This is a genomic window from Massilia sp. CFBP9012, assembly GCF_034045115.1.
In the GTDB taxonomy this organism is placed as follows: Bacteria; Pseudomonadota; Gammaproteobacteria; order Burkholderiales; family Burkholderiaceae_D; genus Telluria.
The window spans coordinates 1-20870 of record NZ_JAXCWM010000026.1; the positions used below are offsets into that span (position 1 = coordinate 1).

Here is a 20870-nt window from a genome sequence, read left to right on the forward strand (position 1 = left end):
GTGATTTCACTTGGATCCCCGCCTTCGCGGGGATGACGATGCATACTTTGCGTATAAATATTCCGGACACCAGTGCGCAAAGGCGGGAACCCAAGCCCTCAGCGCTGCCGTCAGCTTCAAATTCTTCGTTGGCGCAGGCAACCTTGGGTTCGCGCCTCCGCGGGACGTCGTTATCTCCAGTGGAGATAACGACGGGCTACGCTAGAATCACGGCATCCATTCCAGCATACCGCCGCCCATGCACCACGATCTGTCCGCCATCGCCGCCTACGTCATGCCCGAGGTGCCCCTGCGCGCCTCGGATGTCGGCTTCCTGTTCGGCACCCGCCACGGCGTGGAAGAATTCTGCCTCGCCGCCCACGAGTTGTGGGAACGCGGCATGTTCCGCGTGCTGCTGGTGTCGGGCGGCGTCACGCGCGGCGACGCGCGGCCAGAGGCCGAGGTGATCGGGGCGCGCCTGGTCGAGCTGGGGATGCCGCAGACGGCCCTGGTGCTGGAAACGGCGGCCACCAATACCGGAGAAAACGTGGTGCTCGGCCGCGCCGCGCTGGCCGGGCAGATGGACTTGTCGACTGTGGGCAGCGTGCTGGCGATCGGCAAGGCCTGCGCCATGCGGCGCTACCTGATGACGCTCGAACGCCACTGGCCCGGACTGGCGCTGTCAGGCTGCCCGGTCAACTATTTTGGCATCGCGACCCACTGCTGGCACGAGCACGCCGAGTTCCGCGCCCGCGTGCTGGCCGAGTACGAAAAAATCCCCGGCTATCTCGAACGCGGCTTTCTCAGCGAGCTGGCCGGCTACGGCGCTTATCCGCGCAATCCCCTGGCTTCGGCGTCGGCCTCGACCGCCGCCTGAACGGCGGGCGCCGGCGCCGCCGCGCGCAGGCGCCGGATCAACTCGAGCGGGTCGCTCTCGGCCAGCATCAGGCCCTCGTGCTCGGGCCGCACGAAACCTTCTTCCACCTGGTGGCGCACGAAGGCGCGCAGGCCGTCGTAGAAACCGTTTACGTTGAAGAGGCCAATCGGCTTGGCGTGGATGCCCAGCTGGGACCAGGTGACCATCTCGAACAGCTCTTCCAGGGTGCCCATCCCGCCCGGCATGGCGATGAAGCCTTCCGACAGGTCCGACATCATCGCCTTGCGTTCGTGCATGTCCTTGACCACGAACAGGCGGGTCAGGCCGGCGTGGCCGACCTCGCGCTCGACCAGCGCGCGCGGGATCACGCCGGTGGCTTCGCCACCCAGGCGCAGCACTTCGTCGGCGATCACGCCCATCAGGCCGACCTTGCCGCCGCCATAGACCAGGGCGATATTGTGCTCGACCATGGCGCGCGCCAGGCCGCGCGCTGCGTCGGCGTATACAGGATTGACGCCGTGCGCGGCGCCGCAATAGACGGCCAGGGTTTTCATCGTGTCAGCCTTAGAAGAAGTCGGCGCCCGGCTTGGCGTCGGCCGACAGTTTTTGGAGATAGTCGTCGGACAGCTTCTCGAACAGCACCCGGGTCTCGCCGCACAGGTAGGGCCCGACCATCGACAGCACCTGGTAGCAGCCGCGCGCCAGCGCGTCGGCGATGGCCTGCTGCTCGCTGTATTTGCGCGGGTTGCGCACGTATTCGAACGACAGCCAGTAGGTCGCCACCACCACCATATTGGTCGCCATGGCGCCGATCTGCTGGTCGGAAGCCTCGAGCGAGCCTTCGCTGCGCAGGTCTTCGCACAGCTGGCGCGCGACCTTGATCTTGTGGGCGTGGATGGCTTTGAAGTGCAGCTCGAGCTTGCGGTTGCGCGACAGCAGGTCGTTCAGGTCGCGGTAGAAGAAGCGGTAGCGCCAGATCAGCTTGAACATATGGTGCAGGTACAGCCACACGTCTTCCATGTTCGAGCGGCGCCCGGCCGGCACCGTCAGGATGCGTTCGATCTCCGCCTCGAACTGGACGAAGATCGAATTGACGATGTCGTCCTTGTTGCGAAAATGGTAGTACAGATTGCCGGGCGAGATATTCATCTCCTCGGCAATGACGGTCGTCGTGATATTGGGCTCGCCGAACTCGTTGAACAGCCTGAGCGACAGCTCGAGGATGCGTTCACGGGTGCGGCGCGGGGCTTTTTGTTGCATGTAGGCCGAAGTTAATAGTGCATTCCCGCAAGGATAACATCGAACGGTCGTTCGATGAATCTTTCGATCAGCCCTATCGCATCAACCTCGCTCAGGCCGCGGCGCGCTGGCTCTGCAGGCGGAATGCCTCGTCGATCCGTTCGCGCAGGGTGCGCGCGCCCAGCGGCTTGATGTAGTGGTCGTCGGCCACGCCGCTGGCGATCGCCGCCTCGATCTCGGAGAGGTCGGGCTGGCCGGACAGCATCAGGCGCACGGTCTTGGGATAGCGCTCGGCGGCGCGCGCCAGCACTTCGGTGCCGAGCATGCCGGGCATGGCCTGGTCGCACAGGATTACCTCGACCGCTTCGTGGTCGAGCACTTCCAGCGCTTCTTCGCCCGAGCAGGCGCTCAGGACGCGGTAGGGCTGGCCGACCAGCATGTCGTTCAGCACGCCCAGCATGAAGCGGTCGTCGTCGACCAGCAACAGCGTGCGTTCTTCAGGCGGGGCGCTGGGCGCTTGCACTGGCACGGGCCGGGCAGCAGGCGCGCTCGCGTCAACCTGGGCAACTGCGGGCGCGGCAGCCAGGAAGGCTTCGAGCTCGGCGACGAAACTCTCGGGTTCGATCGGCTTGCTGATATAGCCATCGAAGCCGGCGGCCAGCACTTTTTCGCGGTCGCCCGCCATCGCCAGCGCGGTCACGGCCAGGATCGGCACGCCTGCCAGCTGTGGGTCGGTCTTGAGCGCGGCCAGCACCGCGAAACCATCCATGCCGGGCAGGTTGACGTCGCAGGCGATCAGGTCGGGGCGCTCGCTGCGCGCGGCGGCCACGCCACGCGGTCCGTCGGCGGCCGACAGCGGTGTGTGGCCATAGGCGCCAAGCAGGAACGACATCAGCTCGATGTTCGCTGGGTTGTCTTCGATGATGAGGATACGGGCCACGATGGCGCTCCGGGAATGCGATGTTGACATCACTGTACCACGCGGCGGCGTCGCCGTGAGCCAGTCGTGAGTCAGCTAATTGACGCCATGTTGATGGTGCATTGCGGTAGGATTCCCACTGTCGCTGCGCACGGCCTCGATCTCGCTCATCACCATGTCCAGCACGCGCGGGTTGCGGCCGAGCGCCACGTGGCCCACGCCGCCCAGCGCCAGGTTGCGCGCGCCCGGCAGTTCGCTCGAAGTCTGCGGCGCGATGATGTTGTCGTGGTGGCTGTAGAGTGAGACGATCCGCGCGCGCACCTCGGGCGCTTCGCCGCCGGCGAGCGCGTTGAGCCACGCGCATTCGGGTCCGGCCACGCCCATGCGCCGCATCTGGCCGGCATTGATGCCCAGGCCGAAGGCGGCCAGGCAGGTGCCGTGGTGCGGCGTGCCGAGCGTGATGAGGCGCGCCACCCGCCCCACGCCGTGGGTGCGCATCCAGGCGCGCGCCGCCAGCCCGCCCATGCTGTGGGCGACCACGATCAGCTGCGCCGCGCCGGCCTGCGCGCACAGCCGCTGCGCGGCTTCCTCCATGCGCGCGGCATAACCGTCGATGTCGCCGGTCAGCGGTTCCAGGTCGAGCGTGGCGTGACTGATGCGCGCCGCGTCCAGCCGCGGCGCCAGATGGGCCCAGTAGCCGCTATTGCAGCCGTAGCCATGCACCAGCAGCACCGGCGGCGCCGTCGAGCCGGGATACATGCGGGTGCGCGCCCGCGCGCGCGGCATATGCCAGGAGGTGGTCAGCATGCTGGTGCTGAACTCTTCCCAGTACATTTTGAGGGCGGCGCCCGGGGTGATCCGATGTTCGGGCGGCGTCGGGCTGGCGGCGCGCGCCGCCATCAGGAAGTTGTTGGCATTGATTGCCAGGCGCACCAGCGCAACGCTGCCCAGTCCCAGCGCGGCAGCCTGCCAGCCGTTCAGCCCGAGCCAGCGCACTCCGGCCGCGCCGATGCCGAGCGCCGCCAGCGCCTGCACCAGCAGGATCAGCCGCAACAGGGTGCGCGAGCTCATGCCAGCGCCGCCGCCGGGCGGCCCGTCAGGCTGGCCGCCAGGCCGCTCGCCAGGCGCGCCGTGATGGCGTAGATGGTCAGCTGCGGATTGGCGCCGAGCGAGGTCGGGAACAGCGAGCCGTCATGCACCGACACGTTGGCCAGCCCCTGGTAACGGCCGGCGGGATCGACTACGCCGCGGCGCTCGTCGCCGCTCATGGCGCAGCCGCCCATCGCATGGGCCGAGACCACGCGCGTGACGTGGGCGCGCTGCGGCAGGGCCGCGATCTCGCGCCGCGCCTCGGCCCAGGAACGGTAGCGCTGGGCCTTTTCGTGCGCCGGCTGCACGGTGCGGGCGCCGGCCGCGAACTGGATCTCGGCCATGGAGAGCAGCGCGCGGCGCGCGCCGTCCCACAGGTAGTCGTTCAGTTCGTAATCGAGCTCGCCGCTGCCGTCGCTACGCAGGCGCACGGCGCCGCCGGGCGACTCGTCATGGAAGCCGTCGCGCAGCAGCGCCAGCATGCCGCCCAGGTGGGCGAAGTCGCGCATCGCCGCCGCGTGCTGTTCGCCGAAGCCGCTCATCATGGTGGCCGCCATCAGCGGATGCACCGGCGGCGTCTCGAGCATATAGCCCATCGGGCCGTCGATCGGGTCGCGCGACAGGAAGTGGTCCGAATACACGCTCTGCGGCGCCCCGGCCCAGCCCTCGACCCGCTTCTCGTAGAAGGCGGCCGAGATCACGGTCGGGTGCAGGAAGGTGCGCTTGCCGAGCTGTCCGCTGGGATCGGGCGCCTGCGAGCGCAGCAGCAGCGCCGGGGTGTTGATGGCGCCGCCCGCGATCACGAAGTGGCGCGCGCGCAGGCGCAGCTCGCGCCCGCTGGGCAGCACGCCATCCGCGCCGAGTGCGCTGCAGACCAGCTCCTCGGCCTTCTGGCCGCGCAGCCGCAGGCGTTCGGCGCGCGCCCGCGTGACGAGGGTGGCGCCGTTGTCGAGCGCCGCCGGGATGCTGGTGACCAGCATCGACTGCTTGGCGTTGGTGGGGCAACCCATGCCGCAGTAGCCCAGGTTCCAGCAGCCCTGCACGTTGCGCCGGATGGCGCTACTCGGGATGCCGAGTTTTTCCGCGCCGCGGCGCAGGATGGCGTTGTTCTCGTTCGGCCCCACCAGCCAGTCGACCACGCCGGTGCGGCGCTCGGCCATGGCGAACCATGGCGCCAGCTCGTCGTTCGATGCGAATGCCAGGCCGTGGTGGCGGCGCCACCAGTCCAGCGTCGGCTGCGGCGTGCGGAAGCTCGAGGTCCAGTTGACCGTGGTCGAGCCGCCGACGGCGCGGCCCTGCAGGATGTTGATCGCCTTGTCGGCCGTCTTGCGCGCGGCCGACTCCTGGTACAACTGCGGATAGGCCTCGGCCTCGCGCATCTGAAAATCGCGCGACGATTTAAGGGGCCCCTCTTCCACCACGATCACCGACAGGCCTGACCGGGCCAGGATCTCGGCGCTGATGGCGCCGCCGGCGCCGCTGCCGACGATGACGACGTCGGCCTCCAGGGTGCGGTCGTGCTCGAGCGTCGAGGCGTCGATCGTGCGCCAGCCGCGCTTGAGGCCAGCCTCGATCGGATCGGGAATGCGGGCCGTCATGCCGGCACCCGTGGCGGACCGGGATAGCCGATCGCTTCCCAGCTGGCCGGCTGGGCATACCAGGCGCCCAGCACCAGGTCGTGCAGCGCGCCGTAGGCACTGCGCATCATGCCGAAGCGGTGCACGCGCCATTCCTGCAGGAAGGCGCCGACGTGGGCGATATCGGCGCTCTCCCAGCCGGTCGGCACGCCGGTGAGCAGGCGCCGCGCCGGACGCAAGGCCAGCAGGCCAAACAGATCCTGCACTTCTTCTTGCGTGGCTTGCGGCAGGCCGCGGATGGCGGCTTCGACGGCGTCGATGGCGGCGCCCAGCTGGCGCTGGCGGCGGCCCGGGTCGTGGGCCAGCGCGCCGTCCAGGATGGCCGGTGCGATCGCATGCAGGGCGGCGCGCGCCTCGCCGTCGAGCGCGAAGCCATGCGGTGTTTGCCGATGCGTGACGCGGTACCAGGCGCCGCCGGCGCCCAGCGCCAGCGCGGCAAGGCCGCCGACGGCGAGGAAGGTCCGGCGCGAAGTGTTGCCTGCCCCGCTGCCCGACTTGTTGCGTGTATTGCGTGAATTCGCCATGCCCTCAGTGTACGCCATGCGGCCGTACGGACAGGGTGCAATACGGCTCAGCGCGGGGGCCGGTCCTTCAGGATCGCGCTCGCGATGCCGCGCAGGATGTTGACCTCTTCGGTCTCGAGGCCGGTGCGCGCGAACAGGCGCTTCAGGCGCGGCATCAGCTTCTTCGGGTTGTCGGCGTTCAGGAAGCCGATCGCGACCAGCGCCTGTTCGAGGTGCGCATACATGCCGTCGACCTGGGTCACGCTTGCCGCTTCGCCGTGGAAGCCCACGCCACGCGCGTCGATGCCGTCGCCCGCCGCGGCCATGCGCGCCTCATAGGCCAGCACCTGGGCCGCCTGCGACAGGTTGAGCGACGAATAATCAGGATTGGCCGGGATGTTGATCAGGACGTTGCAGCTTTCGACGATCCCGTTCGGCAGGCCGACCCGCTCGTTGCCGAACACGATGGCCGGGCGCAGGTCGGGCTGGCTGCCGGCATGGTCGGCGAAGGCGCGCGGAGTCCAGACCGGCGGCGAGAATTCGCGCAGGCGGGCCGAGACGGCGGCGGCGAAGTTGCAGCCATCCAGCGCCCCGTTGATGTCGGCGACGATGCGCGCATTGGAGAGCACGTCGATGGCGCCGCTGGCGAAGGCCACCGCTTCGGGGTCGGACAGCGGGTTCTCGCATTTGGGAGCGACCAGCACCAGGTCGCAAAAGCCCATCGTCTTCATGGCACGCGCCACCGAGCCGACGTTGCCGGCGCGGCTGGTCTCGACCAGGACGAAGCGAAGGCGTTTGAAAAGAGAAGTGTCGGTTTGGGTCGGGTTCATTTACAATAGCGACCATCGCGCATTGCGGACGGTTTTCCAAGATGGCGGGGACAAGCCCGCGATTGTAGCCGTTTCGACACTGCCCTGCTCTTTAATCACTCTTCAATAGCTGATCGTTCACGACGCCCCCAAGGTGCGTGAGTGGGCGTTCGCGTTTTTTACGGATAAGCCTCCATGCACCCAATGCTCAACACGGCCATCAAGGCCGCCCGCCGCGCCGCCACCGTCATCAACCGTGCGTCCTTCGATATCGATCGCATCGTCGTCTCTGAGAAGCAACACAACGATTTCGTCACCGACGTCGACCAGGCGGCGGAGCAAGCGATCGTCGAGACCCTGCTCAAGGCCTATCCCGACCACGCCATCCTGGCGGAAGAAAGCGGCGCATCGGCCAACCTGAACGACGAGAGTGAAAACGTGTGGATCATCGACCCGATCGATGGCACCACCAACTTCCTGCACGGCTATCCCAACTACTGCATCTCGATCGCGCTCAAGCAGCGCGGCGTGATCACCAACGGCCTGGTCTATGACCCGGTCCGCAACGACCTGTTCACTGCAACCAAGGGCGCCGGCGCCTACCTGAACGACAAGCGCATCCGCGTGCGCCCTACCGAGCGCATCGGCCGCGCCCTGCTGTCGGCCGGCCATGGCCCCGATCCGCGCGCGCTGGCCGAATACCTGCGCATGTACGAAGTGGTCGCCTCGCGCAGCCACGGCGTACGCAGTGGCGGCTCGGCGGCGCTGGAACTGGCGAACGTCGCGGCCGGCCGCATCGACGGCTATTTCGAAAAAGGCCTCAAGGTCTGGGATATCGCGGCCGGCGCCCTGCTGGTGACCGAGGCGGGCGGCATCGTCGGTGAATTCAATGGCGAGTCCGACTACCTGAACAAGGGCGACGTGATCGCCGCCGGTCCGAAGGTTTTCGGCGCACTGGTCCCGCTGCTTTCGCCTTTCGCGTAAAATACCGCTTGTACTGGTCGGGCTACTGGCAGGCTGCGCTTGCCGGTAGCCCGCTTGCTTTTGACCAGGCGTCTTACAAAGCATTACATAGTAATGGCGCAAAAACTTTCTATGGTGAAACTAACTTCACTATAATTCCTGCTAACCGCCTTGCGCGGCAGCGTCCGGGCGAGCGCTTGATTGCGCGCCCGCATCAACCCGATTCCAGGACTTGCCGCCACTGTGGCGACGGGCCGTTTTTTACTGAAAAATCTATGTCATTCTCTTCACTTGGTCTCTCTGACGCGATCGTGCGCGCGGTGACCGAACAAGGTTATACCGCCCCGACCCCGATCCAGAGCCAGGCCATCCCGGCCGTGCTGAACGGCGGCGACCTGCTGGCCGGCGCCCAGACCGGCACCGGCAAGACCGCCGGCTTCACGCTGCCGATCCTGCACCGCCTGTCGAGCGACGCCGTGGGCGCCGCCCAGCGCAACAAGACCGCGCCGCGCGTCATCCGCGCGCTGGTGCTGACCCCGACCCGCGAACTCGCGGCCCAGGTCGAGGAAAGCGTGCGCCTGTACGGCAAGCACACGAACCTGAATTCGGCCGTGATCTTCGGCGGCGTCGGCATCAACCCGCAAATCAAGCTGCTCAAGCATGGCGTCGACATCCTGGTCGCCACCCCGGGCCGCCTGCTGGACCACGCGGGCCAGGGCACGATCGACCTCTCGAAGGTCGAAATCCTGATCCTGGACGAAGCCGACCGCATGCTGGACATGGGCTTCATCCACGACATCCGCAAAGTGCTGGCCCTGCTGCCGCCGAAGCGCCAGAATCTGCTGTTCTCGGCCACCTTCTCGGACGACATCAAGGCGCTGGCCGACCGCCTGCTGAACAATCCGCAATCGATCGAAGTGGCGCGCCGCAACTCGACCGTGGAAGTGATCGCGCAAAAAATCCACCCGGTGGACCGCGACAAGAAGCACCCGATGCTGGCGCACCTGATCAAGTCCAACAACTGGACCCAGGTGCTGGTGTTTACGCGCACTAAGCACGGCGCCAACAAGCTGGTGGAACAGCTGGGCAAGGACGGCATCGGCGCGATGGCGATCCACGGCAACAAGAGCCAGTCGGCGCGCACCAAGGCGCTGGCCGAGTTCAAGGATGGCAGCCTGCAAGTGCTGGTGGCCACCGACATCGCGGCGCGCGGCATCGACATCGACCAGCTGCCGCACGTGGTGAACTATGACCTGCCGAACGTGCCGGAAGACTATGTGCACCGCATTGGCCGTACCGGCCGTGCCGGCGCGACGGGCGAGGCGGTGTCGCTGGTCTGCGTGGACGAGCACCAGATGCTCAAGGACATCGAAAAGCTGATCAAGCAAACCCTGCCGCGCGCCGTGATCCCCGGCTTCGAGCCCGACCTGAACGCCAAACCGCAACCGATCCAGTTGCGTAGCGGCGCCCCGGGCCATACGGGCCGCGGCGGCCGTCCAGGCGGCGGCCGTGGCAATGGCGGCGGCGGTGGTGGTGGCGGTGGCGGCAACAAACCGCGCCCCCCCGGCACCGGCGCCCCCGCCGCCGCGAAGCGCCACAGCGGCCCCCGCCCCGCCTCCGCCGTCCGCCGCGACCGCTAATCCCCTGAGGGTCAGAGTCGAATTATTGGGAAAGATTGTCACACCACCCAATTCGCCGACTTTACCCTCAGTTTGTTCCCGCGAAGTTATTACCCAATAATTAGGGTCAGAGTCGAATTAAGTGACAACTTTCGAATGTTGTCATTTAATTCGACTCTGACCCTAATTTATTTATTCCCTCCGCTCTATTGAATCGCCCATTTTTTGGGGATATCAATTCATCCTGCCAATTTTTCCGCCAATTTTCATCAAAACCTTATTCCCATACCATTTTGACCTCCAAATTAATTAGGGTCAGAGTCGAATTATTGGCCAATAGCCATGATTCAATTCAATAATAAAAAAGCGTCGGGGCAGGCATTCCGTTAGTAATTTACTCAACAATGAGGGTCAGAGTCGATTTTTTTGACAACTTTAAAAGTTGTCATTTAATTCTACTCTGACCCTCATTGTGGGCGGTGGGGTGGGATTGCGAAAGGGAATTTGATAATTGGCAAGGTGGGGCGGTGTGGGGCTGGAAGAATGGGGTTTTCGGGCTGGCGGGCGGGGAGGAGTCGCGATGCTGCGTCGACTTGCGGTGGGGCTGGTGTTGGGGCTTGGCGTGCTGCTCGGCGGTTGCGCTTCGCAGGGGTCGGTCAGCTTGCAGGAGGTGCGCGAGTTCGCGGATGCCTCGGCTAAGCTGGGTGGGTATGCCGAACTGTCGCGGCGGTATCGCGACACCTACGAGCGCGAGCAGCCCTATCTGTCGCCGCAGGCAGAGCGCATCGCGCGCGAGAACGATGTGCGGCGGCGCGCGGTCTATGACGATTTTGTTGCCATCCAGAAGACCCTCGTCCTGTATATGCAAACGCTCAGCCTGCTCGCGGGCGAAGGGCGCTACGATTTGTCGGAACGGATCGATGACCTGGGCAATGGGCTCAAGGCGAATGCGGAATCCGGGCTGCAGCAGCGGCATGTGGCGGCGTATACAGGGATGACACGGCTGCTCACGCGCGTGATCGCCTCGGGGTACCAGAACCGCAGCGTCGAGACCATGGTGCGCGACGGTGATGCGGATGTGCAGGTGCTGCTCGATGCCATGATTTCCCTCACCCGCCTCTATTACAAGACCAACGAGAATGAGAAGAAGACCGTGCTCGGCATCTTCGATGTGGAACTCCCGTTCTCGAACCGCAATACCGATCGCATGCTCGTCACCCTGGCCAAGGTGCACTACCTGAACAAGTCGACCGAGTACAAACTGATCGACCGCCGCTATGAACTGGCGCTGCAGGGCCTCACCAAGGTGGCGCTCGGCCACCAGAAGATGCGCGAGAACATGAACAAGCTGACGGGCGACGAAACGCGGCGCATGCTCGCCAACTATGCCCGCGACCTGCGGGCGATCCGTGACGGGCTGAACGGCGATTGAGGAGGACGGCATGCAGGAGTCATCACACGACAAGACCAGCCCGTCGGATGCGGGCGCCGCACAGGACGGTATTACTCCGGCCCAGGCCGCTCCAGCCACCAGCGCCTCGGCCGCAGCACCCGCCAATGCCAGGGGCGACGCCGCCAGGACCGCCCACAGTGCCGGCGGAGGCGGCGGCCTGTCCAGCATGCAGCAGGTGGTCGAACTGGCCGATGGCCTGTCGACGATCGCCGACCGCCTGCACGAACGCATCCTGCGCGAGATCCGCAGCTACGACGGCCGCGGCGTCCCCGTCCCGGTACAGGACGCCATGCGCCGCCTGCTGGACGATGAAATGGTATTGCGCCAGCGCGCCAACACGCTATATGCCGACGCCGCCGCCTTCGTCATCCAGGGCCTGGGCCAGCCGCAAAGCCGGCTCGTCGCCCTCACCGCCGCGGCCGCCGAAAAGATCCGGCGCATCGGCGTGATCGGCGAAGTCACCGGGCTCGTCGGCGGCTTGCTGTCCCTGGCGGGCGCCGTCGCCATCGGCCAGCCGACGCCGATCGTGCTGGCCATCGAGAAAATCCAGCTGCACAGCACCACCCTCGATGCACTCACGCCGACGCCGCCGACAGCCGCGGCCTGAACCGCGACTGCCGGCCAGGCAGCCGCCATGAGCGGCCACCCTCAATACATATGCTGCCCGCCATTAATCGCGATATTGGCGCCGGTCAGATAGCCCGCCAGGTCCGACACCAGATAGGCCACCAGCCCCGCCACTTCCGCCGGCTTGCCCAGCCTGCCGACGGGGATTTGCGGCAGGATGCGGTCGCGCAGCACGTCCTGCGGCACTTTTTCCACCATGGCGGTGTCGAGGTAGCCGGGCGACACCGTGTTGACCGTGACGCCGTGGCGCGCTACTTCGAGCGCCAGCGATTTGGTGAAGCCATGCATGCCAGCCTTGGCCGCGGCGTAATTGGCTTGGCCGAAAGCACCTTGCTGGCCATTGACCGAAGAGATATTGATGATGCGTCCCCAGCGCTGCGCGATCATCGCCTCGAGCACCGGCCGGCTCATATGGAATACGCTGTCGAGATTGGTGCCCATCACCGTATGCCAGTCTTCCTGGCTCATCTTTCGCATGCTGCGGTCACGCGTGATGCCGGCATTATTGACCAGGACGTCGATGCGGCCGAGGTCGCCCAGCACCCGGCGCACGACGTTCTCGCAGGCATTGCCGTTGGATACGTCGAGCTCGTAGGCCCGCACCTTGACGCCGTCCGCCTCCTGGCTAGCCAGCCAGTCGTTGCGGCGCGCATTCTGCGGCGAATGCGTCGCTGCCACCAGGAACCCGTCAGCATGCAGGCGCCGGCACAGCGCCGTGCCCAGCCCGCCCATCGCCCCCGTCACCAGGGCTACCCGCTTCTCTTGCCGTACTACCGTGTCTCCTGCCATGTCGTACTCCTATTCTCGTTGGCGCCGATGGCGCGACTGCGAGCATCCGAGTGTAGGGAAACGACAACAGTAGGCTATTGATTAGGATCAAGTGTGAACCGGGCAAAGTCCACGTGTAACGTGCAACGAGCAGCGCAGCGCAGCGAACACGGTGCGCCGCATCTGGATGGTTCAGGCGATGACGTCGGGCCTGCTGGCGGGATCGAAATCTGCCCAATCGCCGCCGACGATATTGCCCTGGGCCCGTTCGATGTGGTGGGCGCCCAGCTGGCGCAGCAGGTCGACGGCGCGCGCCTGCAGGTCGGGATCGTCGAAGGCGACTGCCACCAGCATGCCGGCCGAACGCGGCGGCACGGCATTCTCGCCGCCCTCTTCGGGCTCGCCCCGGTCTTTCATCTTGCTGAAGCTGAACAGCGAGCCGACGTGGCCGCCCACCAGCCCGCCGACGATCGGGCCCAGCGGCCCCGTCACGGGCGAGGTGGCGGCGCCCACGGCGACACCGACGGCGCCGCCGGTGGCCACGCCCTTCACCACGCCTTCGGGCGCTTCCTTGGCGCCGGGCGACTGGAGGTGGTCGCCGCCAATGGGCGTCATATCGTGCTGGCCAGGCTGGCTCAGGTAAAACCCACTGATGCGGTCGGCATCGAAGCCGGCGTCGATCAGCGCGTCGCGCGCGCGGTCGACATCGTCCTGAAGCTGGAAACGTCCTGCGATGATGGTGGACATCGGCGATTCCTCCCCATTATGTGGCAAATAAGTAGCGTCTACGGTAGCTCAAGCGTACGCGGCCCGCACCGGCCGATCTGTACGCGATCGCACGCTGCTCATTGCCACCGCTACCGCCACTGCCCATAGACCACCCCATAACTCGGCGGTTCCTCCACCGGCGGCGGCGGAGCGCTCTGCCATTGACGCGGATCGATCCGGTAATACTTGAGGAATTCCTCGTACAGGGCCGGATGCTGCGCCGCCAGCTGGTGCGGCTGCTCGAAGAAGCTCTCGGTGGCCACCGCGAAGAACTCGGCCGGATTGGTCGCGCCATAGTGGTCGAGTACGCCCTGGGTGCCCCACATCGCCTCCTGGCGCAGGTTGGCGTAGTCGCGCGACAGCACTTCGGACCAGCTGCGGTAGCGCTCGCTGCTGCCCAGGTAGGGGGCGCCATTCGTATTACCCGACTCGCTGTCGAGCTGGTGAGCGAATTCGTGCAGCACGACATTGTGGCCGGCCGACTCGGCATGGCCGGCGCGCCGCACATGGTCCCACGACAGGATCACGCGGCCATCGCCCCAGGACTCGCCCAGCAAGTCCTGGCGTTCCTCGGTCACCACGCCCGACATGTCGACCTGCTTGCGCGGCGCCAGGAAGGCGCCGGGATAGACCAGGATCAGGTCCAGCGTGGGATAGATATCGGGCTTGCCCGTATCGCCGACCCGTCCGAGCAACAGCAGGCAGGCCTGGCCCGCGATCGTCACCCGCATCTCGTCGGTGACGTCCAGGCCGGCGCAGCCGACGAATTTCTTTTCGTGCAGGAATTGCTGGACCATGCGCTGCAGGCGCCGGCGCTGCCCTTCGTCCATCGCCCCGTACTGGGCGAGATTGCGCGCCAGGATGGCGACCCGCGCCGCCGGCAAGGGCCGCGCCAGCGCCTGCCGCAGGCGCCACTTCGGCCACAGCCAGGCCGCCAGCACGGCCAGGCCCAGCGCCCCGACTGCGATGCCTTCCATGGTCAAGCCTTGCCGGCCAGCCAGGCTTGCACCTCGTCGGCGCCGCCGATCAGCGCGCCGCCGACGAAGACTTGCGGCCAGGTCATGCGGCCGGTCACGCCGCGCAGGACGATGGTATTGATCTTCTGGTCTTCGGAGATCTCGGTGTAGTGAATGTCATTGTCGCGCAGCGCCTGCTTGGCACGAGCGCAATGGGGACAGCCGGGACGCGAGAACATGACGACCGGTTCCGGCACCTGGGCATCCGGCGCCAGGTAGGCCAGCATGGTATCGGCATCCGACACCTCGAACGGATCGCCCTCGCGCTCCGGTTCGATGAAGATTTTCTCGATCACGCCGTCGCGCACCAGCATCGAATAGCGCCATGAGCGACGGCCGAAACCCAGCTCGCGCTTGTCGACCAGCATGCCCATGCCGTCGGTAAAGTCGCCATTGCCATCCGGGATGACCGTGATATTGGCAGCGTCCTGGCCGGCCTTCCACTGGTTCATGACGAAGGCATCGTTGACCGAGACGCACAGGATGTCGTCCACGCCATGCGAACGCAGCACCGGCGCCAGCTCGTTATAGCGCGGCAAATGGGTCGAGGAACAGGTGGGCGTGAAGGCGCCCGGCAGGGAAAATACGACGACCGTGCGGCCCTTGAACAGCTCGTCGGAACTGAGATCACGCCATTGATCGTCGGGCCTGGCCTTGAAGACCACGTTCGGGATTGCTTTGCCTTCCAGCGATTCGGCACTCGGTAACATCGTCACTCCTATCTGGTTGAACCTGCCGGCTGAGCGGCGGCATGGCAGACAAGTGAGGATTATTGACCGGTTTTCAACACGCCAGTTGCAATAAGTTGGTCACCGGGATATCCCTCCGCGGCGTCCCCATAAAAAAACAAAGCCGCGCATAAAGCGCGGCAAAAGTGACGACAGCGATCGTCGAACCGGAGGCGCTGCGGGTCTCTACCGCGGCGGCCCCGGGCGCGCACTCAGGCGCGTTCCTTGGCGGTAACGGCGTTCTGGCCTGGCGCCGGGCCGAACAGTGCTGCCACCAGCGGATCGCGGGCGACCGGGCTGCGGTTCACGCGGATGGCGTAATGGGTGTCATCGGCCAGGATGTGGAAATGGCGGCCGCTGCCGGCCATATTCTGTTCGCGCAGGCCTGGACGCTCCTTGCGTGGGGCGGCGCCTTCACGCTTCGGCTGGCAGATCGCGGCCAGGAAGGCCTTGACGCGCTCTGGATCTGGCGAGATCTGGTACACGGCCTTGCCCAGGTAGGTGGCGGTGCCTTCGATATAGCGCGCCAGTTCGATCACGCCGGCTTCGCGCAGGTCGCGAATGTACTTGCGGGCGCCCGATGGCGAGAATTTGAGGAACCAGGCGATCTCGTCGGCCAGCATTTCGTGGCTCGACAGTTCATTGATCAGCTTTTGCATGTTTTCGATGCGACGCTGGGTGGCCGAGGTCGAACGCACACGTTCGATCGGGGCCAGAGAAATCGGGGCGCGCTCGGTCGGTTGTGGTGGGACGCGCTCGATCAGCGCCGAATTGCTGGAAGTGTGCACTGCGCCGGTTTCGCCTGGTACCGCGTTGTGCTGAGTCGTTGCATGCATATCGATGAGCTCCAATATAGAGAGTGAGACTGTGTGGTCCGGGTCGCTGTGTGTCGTATGACACCCTGACAACATCTCGGTTCCGCTTAACTAGGCTCAAGATTGCCTGCATCAGACAGCATGGTCTGTGCGCCATCCAACATTCGACAACATTCCTGGATGCATTTTCGACGAACGCTCCACAGTATGCACCGATGTATAAAAACCACGCGCGCTGTTGGCATGCGTGCACGCACGACATGACAATGTCAGGATGTCATGTCACATTCCTAATATGAGTATGTCGGCATGACAGGCGGGTGACAGCCAGCCATCTCCACACACCCGCTCGGCACATGACAGTGTCGTTACAGTTCGTTTCATCTTGGAAATGTAGAAAATTTACCACTGTTGTAAAATCGCACTGCCATTCCACGTTGGGTGCGCTACCGCACCGAGCTTACGGAACTTGCACTGTTATGCTTTATCCAACATCGCTGCTGACGTATGCGTTGTCATCAACTTTTAACCTACGGGAGTTACCTGTGAACAATACCAAGAAGATCGCCCTGGCTGCTGCACTGCTGTGCGCATCCGGCGCCACCCTCGCCCAAGAGCTCAACCCGTCGTGGTACATCCAGCCAAGCGTCAACCACGTGAAGCCGGATGCCGACTTCGGCGTGGATGATCGCGACACCGGTGGCGGCCTGAAGTTCGGTAAGGCGGTTCACCAGAACTGGGATATCCAGATCGGCGCCAGCCAGACCCGCTTCGAGCAAGGCCAGAACGAGTATCGCCAGACCCTGCTGGGCGTCGATGCCCTGCTGATGCTGAGCCGCGATCGCTTCCGTCCGTTCGTCCTGTTCGGCCTGGGCGCCGAGCGTGACAAGGTCAACAACCCACTGCGCAACGTCGAGAAAAACTCGCCGTACGCCACCGTCGGTATCGGTTTCCAGGCCAGCCTGACCCCGCAATGGTCGCTGCAGGCCGACCTGCGCACCGTGCGCGGCTTCCTGCGTGATGACGAAGAATTCGGCTTCAAGCGCAGCAACAACAAGATGCTGACCGTCGGCCTGAACTACGCGTTCAACCCGCCACCAGCGCCACCGGCACCGGCTCCAGCCCCAGTGGTCGAGGCTCCGCCTCCAGCACCGGCGCCAGTCGAACCGCCACCACCACCAGCACCGCGCTTCCAGAAAGTGACCCTGGAAGCCACCAAGCTGTTCGCCTTCGACAAGGCTGAAGTGATCACCCCGGCGCCTAAGCTGGACGAGATCGCTGCTGCCCTGCAAGCCGACACCTCGGTCACCAACGTCGAAATCACCGGTTACACCGACCGTCTGGGTAAAGAGTCCTACAACCAGAAGCTGTCGGAGCGCCGCGCCAACGCCGTGCGTGAATACCTGGTCGGCAAGGGCATCGACGGCAACCGCCTGCGCGCTATCGGCAAAGGCGAAGCCAACCCGCTGGTCGAGTGCCAGCAGAAGAACCGTGCCCAGCTGATCGCTTGCCTGGAACCGAACCGTCGCGTCGAAGTCGACCAGATCACGGTCGAAGTGCCAGTGCAGCAGTAATACCTTAGGCGGCAACGCTTGTTCGAGGGGGCTTCGGCCCCCTTTTCATTTGGAGGATGGGATATGGCAGTTAAGAAATGGTTCCCTTACACGCACCAGATTCTGAAAGTCCTGCGCTGCGCGGTAACGGAATGGCTCGACCACCGTGCCTCCAGCAAGGGCGCAGCACTGGCCTTCTACACCCTGTTTTCGCTGGCCCCGATCCTGGTGCTGGTGATCGCCGTCGCCGGTTTCTTCTACGGCGAGGAAGCCGCGCAAGGCCAATTGCTGGCAGAACTGCGCGGACTGCTCGGTGCGCAGGGGGCGGACACGATCCAGGCCATCCTGGCCGGCGCCCAGAACAAGGAATCGGGCCGCTTCGCCACGATCGTCGCCACCGTGCTGCTGATCGTCGGCGCCACCACCGTGTTTTCCGAGCTGAAGGACAGCCTGGACGAAATCTGGGGCCTGCCGGCGCCGCCGGATGCCGGCATCTGGAATACGATCCGCACCCGCCTGCTGTCGTTCGGCATGGTCCTGGTGCTGGGTTTCCTGCTGATGGTGTCCCTGGTCGTCAGCGCCGCCACCACGGTGGCCGAGAAGTTCATCACCGGTGTGTGGCAGGACGCCGCCATCGTCATGGGCTGGGTCGCCTCGGGCATCGGCTTCCTGGTCATCGCCACCCTGTTCGGCGTGATCTACAAGCTGCTGCCGCGCGTGCGGCTGTCGTGGAAAGACGTCACCATCGGCGCGATCGGCACCGCCGCGATGTTCACGCTGGGTAAGTTCGGGATCGGGCTATACATCGGCAACAGCGGCACCACCGACAGCTTCGGCGCCGCCGGTTCGCTGATCGCGCTGCTGCTGTGGGTATATTACTCGGCGCAGATCTTCTTCCTGGGCGCCGAATTCGCGCGCCAGTACGCCCTGCAAATGGGTAGCTTGCACAACAAGCCGAAGGAAATCACGGGCGTCGAACCGAAGGCCAGCACCGCGTAAGGCATTGTGGGGTGGGAGGCTGAGCCTTCCACCCCACCCGGATTACTCTCCCAGCAGCTCCGACACCACTTCCATCCCCTCGACCCGCTCGGCCACCACCTTCAGCACCATCACCACCGGCACACCGAGCAGCAAGCCCCAGACGCCCCACAACCAGCCCCAGAACAGCAGGCTGACGAAGACCGCGGCCGGATTCATGCGCGCGATCTTGCCGGTCATCCAGGTGGCGACGACCATGCCGACCAGGGTCGCGATCGCCATCGAGGCGCCGGCCACCAGCATTACCATGCTCAGGGTCTCGTACTGGAGGAAAGCCGCCATCCCGGTCGCGACCGTGATGACGAGGGGGCCGAAATACGGCATCAGGTGGGCCACGCCCGCGAAGGCGGCCCAGGCGCCGGCGTTCTCCAGGCCGATCAGGCGCAGCGCGCCCCACATCAGGAGGGCCAACAGGATATTGGTCACCAGCAGCATGAACATATAGCTCTGGATCGAGGTATTGATGTCGTCCAGGATGTGGACCGTGACTTTCTTGCGCGTGAGCGAGGGGCCGGTGAGCTTGACCAGCTTGCGCTTGAAGGTGTCGCCCGCCAGCAGCAGGAAGAACACCAGGAATACGACCATGGTCGCCTGCGACATGAAGGCGGCCAGGCTCATCGAGCCGGCCAGCACCCAGTCCATCACGCGGATCGGCGAACTGGCCGCGGCGGCCGGCGGCGGATACTGGCGCCGCTGCTGCGCCAGGCGCTTGGCGTCGGCGCCGACATTGCTCGCCGCGCGTTCGATCTCGGCCGCCGCCGCCTGCATCTGCTGCAGGGTCGAGCGCTGGCCGCTGGTATTGGTGAGGATGCGCGTGACCTTGTGGGTCAGCGTCGGCAACTCGTCGAGGATATTGAAGAATTCGCCCTGCAGCCGGTACAGGGTGCCCGCCATCGCGCCCACGATCACGGCCGTGACCAGGGTGGCGCCGATGATGCGCTTGATGTGCCAGCGTTCGAGCCAGCGCACGACGGGATTGAGGGTGTAGGCGATCAGGATGCCGAGCAGCAGCGGGACGAAGAATTTCTGCGCCCACTGGAGCGCGAACACGAAGGCGATGGTGGCAAGGATGCCGAGCGACAGCCCGCGCGCATTGACGTGCAGCGGTACGCGCATGCCGCCGATGTGCAAGGCGATGTCGTCGCCGGCCCCGCGCGCGTCGGCGCGGGCGGCGTCGCCAGGAGGGGCGGCTGGTTCAGGCGAAGGGTTGGATGCTGCCGGCGTGGCCGGATCGGTTGGTGCTAGCTGCATGGTATGCCTGAACGAGATGCCGGGCCGCCCCGGCTAAGCGCATATTATTTCACACGGATGTCGTTCTTGACCGAAGTCACGCCCTTGACGCCACGGGCGATCTCGACGGCGCGCTGCGCATCGGCGGCCTCGGCCACGAAGCCCGACAGCTGGACGTCGCCCTTGAAGGTTTCGACGTTGACTTCGCGTGCCTTCACGTTAGGGTCGTTGACCAGGGCGGCCTTGACCTTGGTGGTGATCACGGCGTCGTCGATGTACTCGCCGGTGCTGGCTTGCTGGTTGGTCGACGAGCAACCGACAGCGGTGATGGCGACGGTGGCGACGAAAGCGGCGGAGATGAGGTTCTTGGCGATTTTCATGATGGCTCCTTATTGATAATCATGGTGGTGCAATACCCTTGCGGGCGGGTTGGGCGGCGCCGGCAATCCGGCCCGCAGGTTCTTTATTTGCCGTAGGCCGTCCGGGTGGTGCTGACGCACCCTTCCTTGACGTCACCGGCGAAGGCGTCGCACTTCTGCAGTGCGACGCGGTATTCGGCGTCGATCCTGGCGTCCTGCGCTTCCAGACGTGCCTCGATCGACTTGCGGTCGGCCCGGGCGTCGGCCTGGCTGGCCACCAGGGTCGCCTTGGCCTGGCGCTGGCACACGTCGCGGTCGTTGCCGAGCGCGGCGCCGCAGCGCGTCTTGTCGCGCTCGTAGTAGGCGGTCGCGATGCGCATGCGCGCCTGAGTGTAGGCCGCCAGCGTGTTCTTGTAAGCTGCGCCCGCTTCTTCCTCGACGCGCACGCGGGCGGCGCGGGCGTCGGCGACACAGATCTCGTGCGGGACACCGGCCATCGCGTCGCAGCGCGCCTTGGCGGCGTCGTAGGCGGCTTCGGCGGCATCCATTGTCTGTTGATAGACGGTCTTCGCCTCCGGCGCCGGCTGCTGGGCGACAGCCTGGCCAGCCCAGCCGAAAGCTGCACCGATCAGGAGGAGTGCGTGTGACGTCTTCATTATTTTTGTTCTCCATTTGTCAACATTGGAGACATCTTTACATGCCGCGTACCCGGCTTCTGTTCGGTGCCGAACACAACTAACAGACTCTTGGCGTACACATATAGATGAGCAGATATAGAACAAGGCGCTGTCATCGTTAAATATGGATGAGCGTTGAACTGCTGAGCTGACCCGCGGTCCAATCCTGGTCGCCATCGCCCGGGAGCGCACGATGAAAGCGCC

22 protein-coding genes are annotated in these 20870 nt (G+C 65.2%); 7 read left to right on the plus strand and 15 right to left on the minus strand.

All coding sequences use genetic code 11. The features are described 5' to 3' along the window. Nucleotides 1-238 precede the first annotated feature (238 nt). On the plus strand, nt 239-856 hold the full coding sequence (locus SOM61_RS26045; protein ID WP_320476766.1) for a YdcF family protein: 618 nt from the start codon (nt 239-241) through the stop codon (nt 854-856). Here SOM61_RS26045 and SOM61_RS26050 read toward each other — a convergent pair. From SOM61_RS26050 to SOM61_RS26080, 7 genes are all read right to left on the minus strand, one after another. Further along, a complete protein-coding gene (locus tag SOM61_RS26050) occupies nt 808-1410 on the minus strand; it encodes an LOG family protein (RefSeq protein WP_320476767.1) in 603 nt (200 codons plus the stop codon). The two genes, SOM61_RS26045 and SOM61_RS26050, sit on opposite strands and share 49 nt — an antisense overlap. 10 nt (nt 1411-1420) lie before the next feature. Further along, on the minus strand, nt 1421-2116 hold the full coding sequence (locus SOM61_RS26055; RefSeq protein ID WP_320476768.1) for a TetR/AcrR family transcriptional regulator: 696 nt from the start codon (nt 2114-2116) through the stop codon (nt 1421-1423). Between the two features lie 91 nt (nt 2117-2207). Continuing rightward, complete coding sequence (locus SOM61_RS26060; protein ID WP_320476769.1) at nt 2208-3035, minus strand: response regulator; 828 nt, start codon at nt 3033-3035, stop codon at nt 2208-2210. A gap of 75 nt (nt 3036-3110) precedes the next feature. After that, nucleotides 3111-4085, minus strand: a complete 975-nt coding sequence (locus SOM61_RS26065) for an esterase/lipase family protein (RefSeq protein WP_320476770.1) — start codon at nt 4083-4085, stop codon at nt 3111-3113. Then, on the minus strand, nt 4082-5701 hold the full coding sequence (locus SOM61_RS26070; RefSeq protein WP_320476771.1) for a GMC family oxidoreductase: 1620 nt from the start codon (nt 5699-5701) through the stop codon (nt 4082-4084). Before SOM61_RS26070 ends, SOM61_RS26065 begins: the two co-directional genes overlap by 4 nt. After that, a complete protein-coding gene (locus SOM61_RS26075; RefSeq protein ID WP_320476772.1) occupies nt 5698-6264 on the minus strand; it encodes a hypothetical protein in 567 nt (188 codons plus the stop codon). The genes SOM61_RS26070 and SOM61_RS26075 overlap by 4 nt, the downstream gene beginning before the upstream one ends. Nucleotides 6265-6311: 47 nt before the next feature. Next, the gene (locus SOM61_RS26080; protein WP_320476773.1) at nt 6312-7073 is read right to left on the minus strand and encodes an RNA methyltransferase; all 762 of its coding nucleotides are present in this window, start codon (nt 7071-7073) and stop codon (nt 6312-6314) included. Nucleotides 7074-7256: 183 nt separating this feature from the next. Between SOM61_RS26080 and SOM61_RS26085 the strand changes: the two genes are divergently transcribed. The 4 genes from SOM61_RS26085 to SOM61_RS26100 all read left to right on the plus strand — a co-directional run bounded on the left by SOM61_RS26085 (nt 7257) and on the right by SOM61_RS26100 (nt 11694). Beyond that, entirely contained in the window at nt 7257-8036 is a 780-nt protein-coding gene (locus tag SOM61_RS26085) for an inositol monophosphatase family protein (RefSeq protein ID WP_320476786.1), read from the plus strand. A gap of 254 nt (nt 8037-8290) precedes the next feature. Then, entirely contained in the window at nt 8291-9655 is a 1365-nt protein-coding gene (locus tag SOM61_RS26090; protein ID WP_320476774.1) for a DEAD/DEAH box helicase, read from the plus strand. Between the two features lie 559 nt (nt 9656-10214). Beyond that, nucleotides 10215-11066, plus strand: coding sequence for a hypothetical protein (locus tag SOM61_RS26095; RefSeq protein ID WP_320476775.1), 852 nt, complete (start codon nt 10215-10217; stop codon nt 11064-11066). Between the two features lie 10 nt (nt 11067-11076). Continuing rightward, nucleotides 11077-11694, plus strand: coding sequence for a hypothetical protein (locus SOM61_RS26100; protein WP_320476776.1), 618 nt, complete (start codon nt 11077-11079; stop codon nt 11692-11694). Between the two features lie 41 nt (nt 11695-11735). On the opposite strand, the gene phbB is transcribed toward SOM61_RS26100, so the two are convergent. The 5 genes from phbB to SOM61_RS26125 all read right to left on the minus strand — a co-directional run bounded on the left by phbB (nt 11736) and on the right by SOM61_RS26125 (nt 15830). Continuing rightward, nucleotides 11736-12503: an acetoacetyl-CoA reductase gene (gene phbB, locus SOM61_RS26105; RefSeq protein ID WP_320476777.1), complete on the minus strand. Its 768-nt coding sequence runs from the start codon at nt 12501-12503 to the stop codon at nt 11736-11738. 171 nt (nt 12504-12674) lie between these two features. After that, nucleotides 12675-13229, minus strand: coding sequence for a hypothetical protein (locus tag SOM61_RS26110; protein WP_320476778.1), 555 nt, complete (start codon nt 13227-13229; stop codon nt 12675-12677). Between the two features lie 110 nt (nt 13230-13339). After that, nucleotides 13340-14227 (minus strand): M90 family metallopeptidase, encoded by an 888-nt coding sequence (locus SOM61_RS26115; protein WP_320476779.1) that lies wholly within the window; start codon nt 14225-14227, stop codon nt 13340-13342. 2 nt (nt 14228-14229) lie between these two features. After that, nucleotides 14230-14976, minus strand: a complete 747-nt coding sequence (locus tag SOM61_RS26120; RefSeq protein ID WP_320476780.1) for a glutathione peroxidase — start codon at nt 14974-14976, stop codon at nt 14230-14232. A gap of 230 nt (nt 14977-15206) precedes the next feature. Beyond that, nucleotides 15207-15830, minus strand: a complete 624-nt coding sequence (locus SOM61_RS26125) for a winged helix-turn-helix domain-containing protein (protein ID WP_147937076.1) — start codon at nt 15828-15830, stop codon at nt 15207-15209. A gap of 524 nt (nt 15831-16354) precedes the next feature. Between SOM61_RS26125 and SOM61_RS26130 the strand changes: the two genes are divergently transcribed. Beyond that, complete coding sequence (locus tag SOM61_RS26130; RefSeq protein ID WP_320476781.1) at nt 16355-17383, plus strand: OmpA family protein; 1029 nt, start codon at nt 16355-16357, stop codon at nt 17381-17383. Between the two features lie 63 nt (nt 17384-17446). After that, nucleotides 17447-18361 (plus strand): YihY/virulence factor BrkB family protein, encoded by a 915-nt coding sequence (locus SOM61_RS26135; RefSeq protein ID WP_320476782.1) that lies wholly within the window; start codon nt 17447-17449, stop codon nt 18359-18361. A 42-nt stretch (nt 18362-18403) separates the two neighbouring features. Here SOM61_RS26135 and SOM61_RS26140 read toward each other — a convergent pair whose 3' ends face one another. The 3 genes from SOM61_RS26140 to SOM61_RS26150 form a co-directional block, all read right to left on the minus strand. After that, on the minus strand, nt 18404-19651 hold the full coding sequence (locus SOM61_RS26140) for an AI-2E family transporter (protein ID WP_320476783.1): 1248 nt from the start codon (nt 19649-19651) through the stop codon (nt 18404-18406). 44 nt (nt 19652-19695) lie between these two features. Then, nucleotides 19696-20010 carry a BON domain-containing protein gene (locus SOM61_RS26145; RefSeq protein WP_320476784.1) on the minus strand — a complete coding sequence of 105 codons (315 nt, stop codon included), beginning with the start codon at nt 20008-20010 and terminating at the stop codon, nt 19696-19698. A gap of 83 nt (nt 20011-20093) precedes the next feature. After that, nucleotides 20094-20645, minus strand: a complete 552-nt coding sequence (locus SOM61_RS26150; RefSeq protein ID WP_320476785.1) for a hypothetical protein — start codon at nt 20643-20645, stop codon at nt 20094-20096. Nucleotides 20646-20870: the final 225 nt, after the last annotated feature.

Coding starts and splice junctions, on each gene's coding strand:
- SOM61_RS26045 (WP_320476766.1), top strand. CDS start 239: ATGCACCACGATCTGTCCGCCATCGCCGCCTACGTCATGCCCGAGGTG.
- SOM61_RS26050 (WP_320476767.1), bottom strand. CDS start 1,410: ATGAAAACCCTGGCCGTCTATTGCGGCGCCGCGCACGGCGTCAATCCT.
- SOM61_RS26055 (WP_320476768.1), bottom strand. CDS start 2,116: ATGCAACAAAAAGCCCCGCGCCGCACCCGTGAACGCATCCTCGAGCTG.
- SOM61_RS26065 (WP_320476770.1), bottom strand. CDS start 4,085: ATGAGCTCGCGCACCCTGTTGCGGCTGATCCTGCTGGTGCAGGCGCTG.
- SOM61_RS26070 (WP_320476771.1), bottom strand. CDS start 5,701: ATGACGGCCCGCATTCCCGATCCGATCGAGGCTGGCCTCAAGCGCGGC.
- SOM61_RS26075 (WP_320476772.1), bottom strand. CDS start 6,264: ATGGCGAATTCACGCAATACACGCAACAAGTCGGGCAGCGGGGCAGGC.
- SOM61_RS26080 (WP_320476773.1), bottom strand. CDS start 7,073: ATGAACCCGACCCAAACCGACACTTCTCTTTTCAAACGCCTTCGCTTC.
- SOM61_RS26085 (WP_320476786.1), top strand. CDS start 7,257: ATGCTCAACACGGCCATCAAGGCCGCCCGCCGCGCCGCCACCGTCATC.
- SOM61_RS26090 (WP_320476774.1), top strand. CDS start 8,291: ATGTCATTCTCTTCACTTGGTCTCTCTGACGCGATCGTGCGCGCGGTG.
- SOM61_RS26095 (WP_320476775.1), top strand. CDS start 10,215: ATGCTGCGTCGACTTGCGGTGGGGCTGGTGTTGGGGCTTGGCGTGCTG.
- SOM61_RS26100 (WP_320476776.1), top strand. CDS start 11,077: ATGCAGGAGTCATCACACGACAAGACCAGCCCGTCGGATGCGGGCGCC.
- phbB (WP_320476777.1), bottom strand. CDS start 12,503: ATGGCAGGAGACACGGTAGTACGGCAAGAGAAGCGGGTAGCCCTGGTG.
- SOM61_RS26110 (WP_320476778.1), bottom strand. CDS start 13,229: ATGTCCACCATCATCGCAGGACGTTTCCAGCTTCAGGACGATGTCGAC.
- SOM61_RS26115 (WP_320476779.1), bottom strand. CDS start 14,227: ATGGAAGGCATCGCAGTCGGGGCGCTGGGCCTGGCCGTGCTGGCGGCC.
- SOM61_RS26120 (WP_320476780.1), bottom strand. CDS start 14,976: ATGTTACCGAGTGCCGAATCGCTGGAAGGCAAAGCAATCCCGAACGTG.
- SOM61_RS26125 (WP_147937076.1), bottom strand. CDS start 15,830: ATGCATGCAACGACTCAGCACAACGCGGTACCAGGCGAAACCGGCGCA.
- SOM61_RS26135 (WP_320476782.1), top strand. CDS start 17,447: ATGGCAGTTAAGAAATGGTTCCCTTACACGCACCAGATTCTGAAAGTC.
- SOM61_RS26140 (WP_320476783.1), bottom strand. CDS start 19,651: ATGCAGCTAGCACCAACCGATCCGGCCACGCCGGCAGCATCCAACCCT.
- SOM61_RS26145 (WP_320476784.1), bottom strand. CDS start 20,010: ATGAAAATCGCCAAGAACCTCATCTCCGCCGCTTTCGTCGCCACCGTC.
- SOM61_RS26150 (WP_320476785.1), bottom strand. CDS start 20,645: ATGAAGACGTCACACGCACTCCTCCTGATCGGTGCAGCTTTCGGCTGG.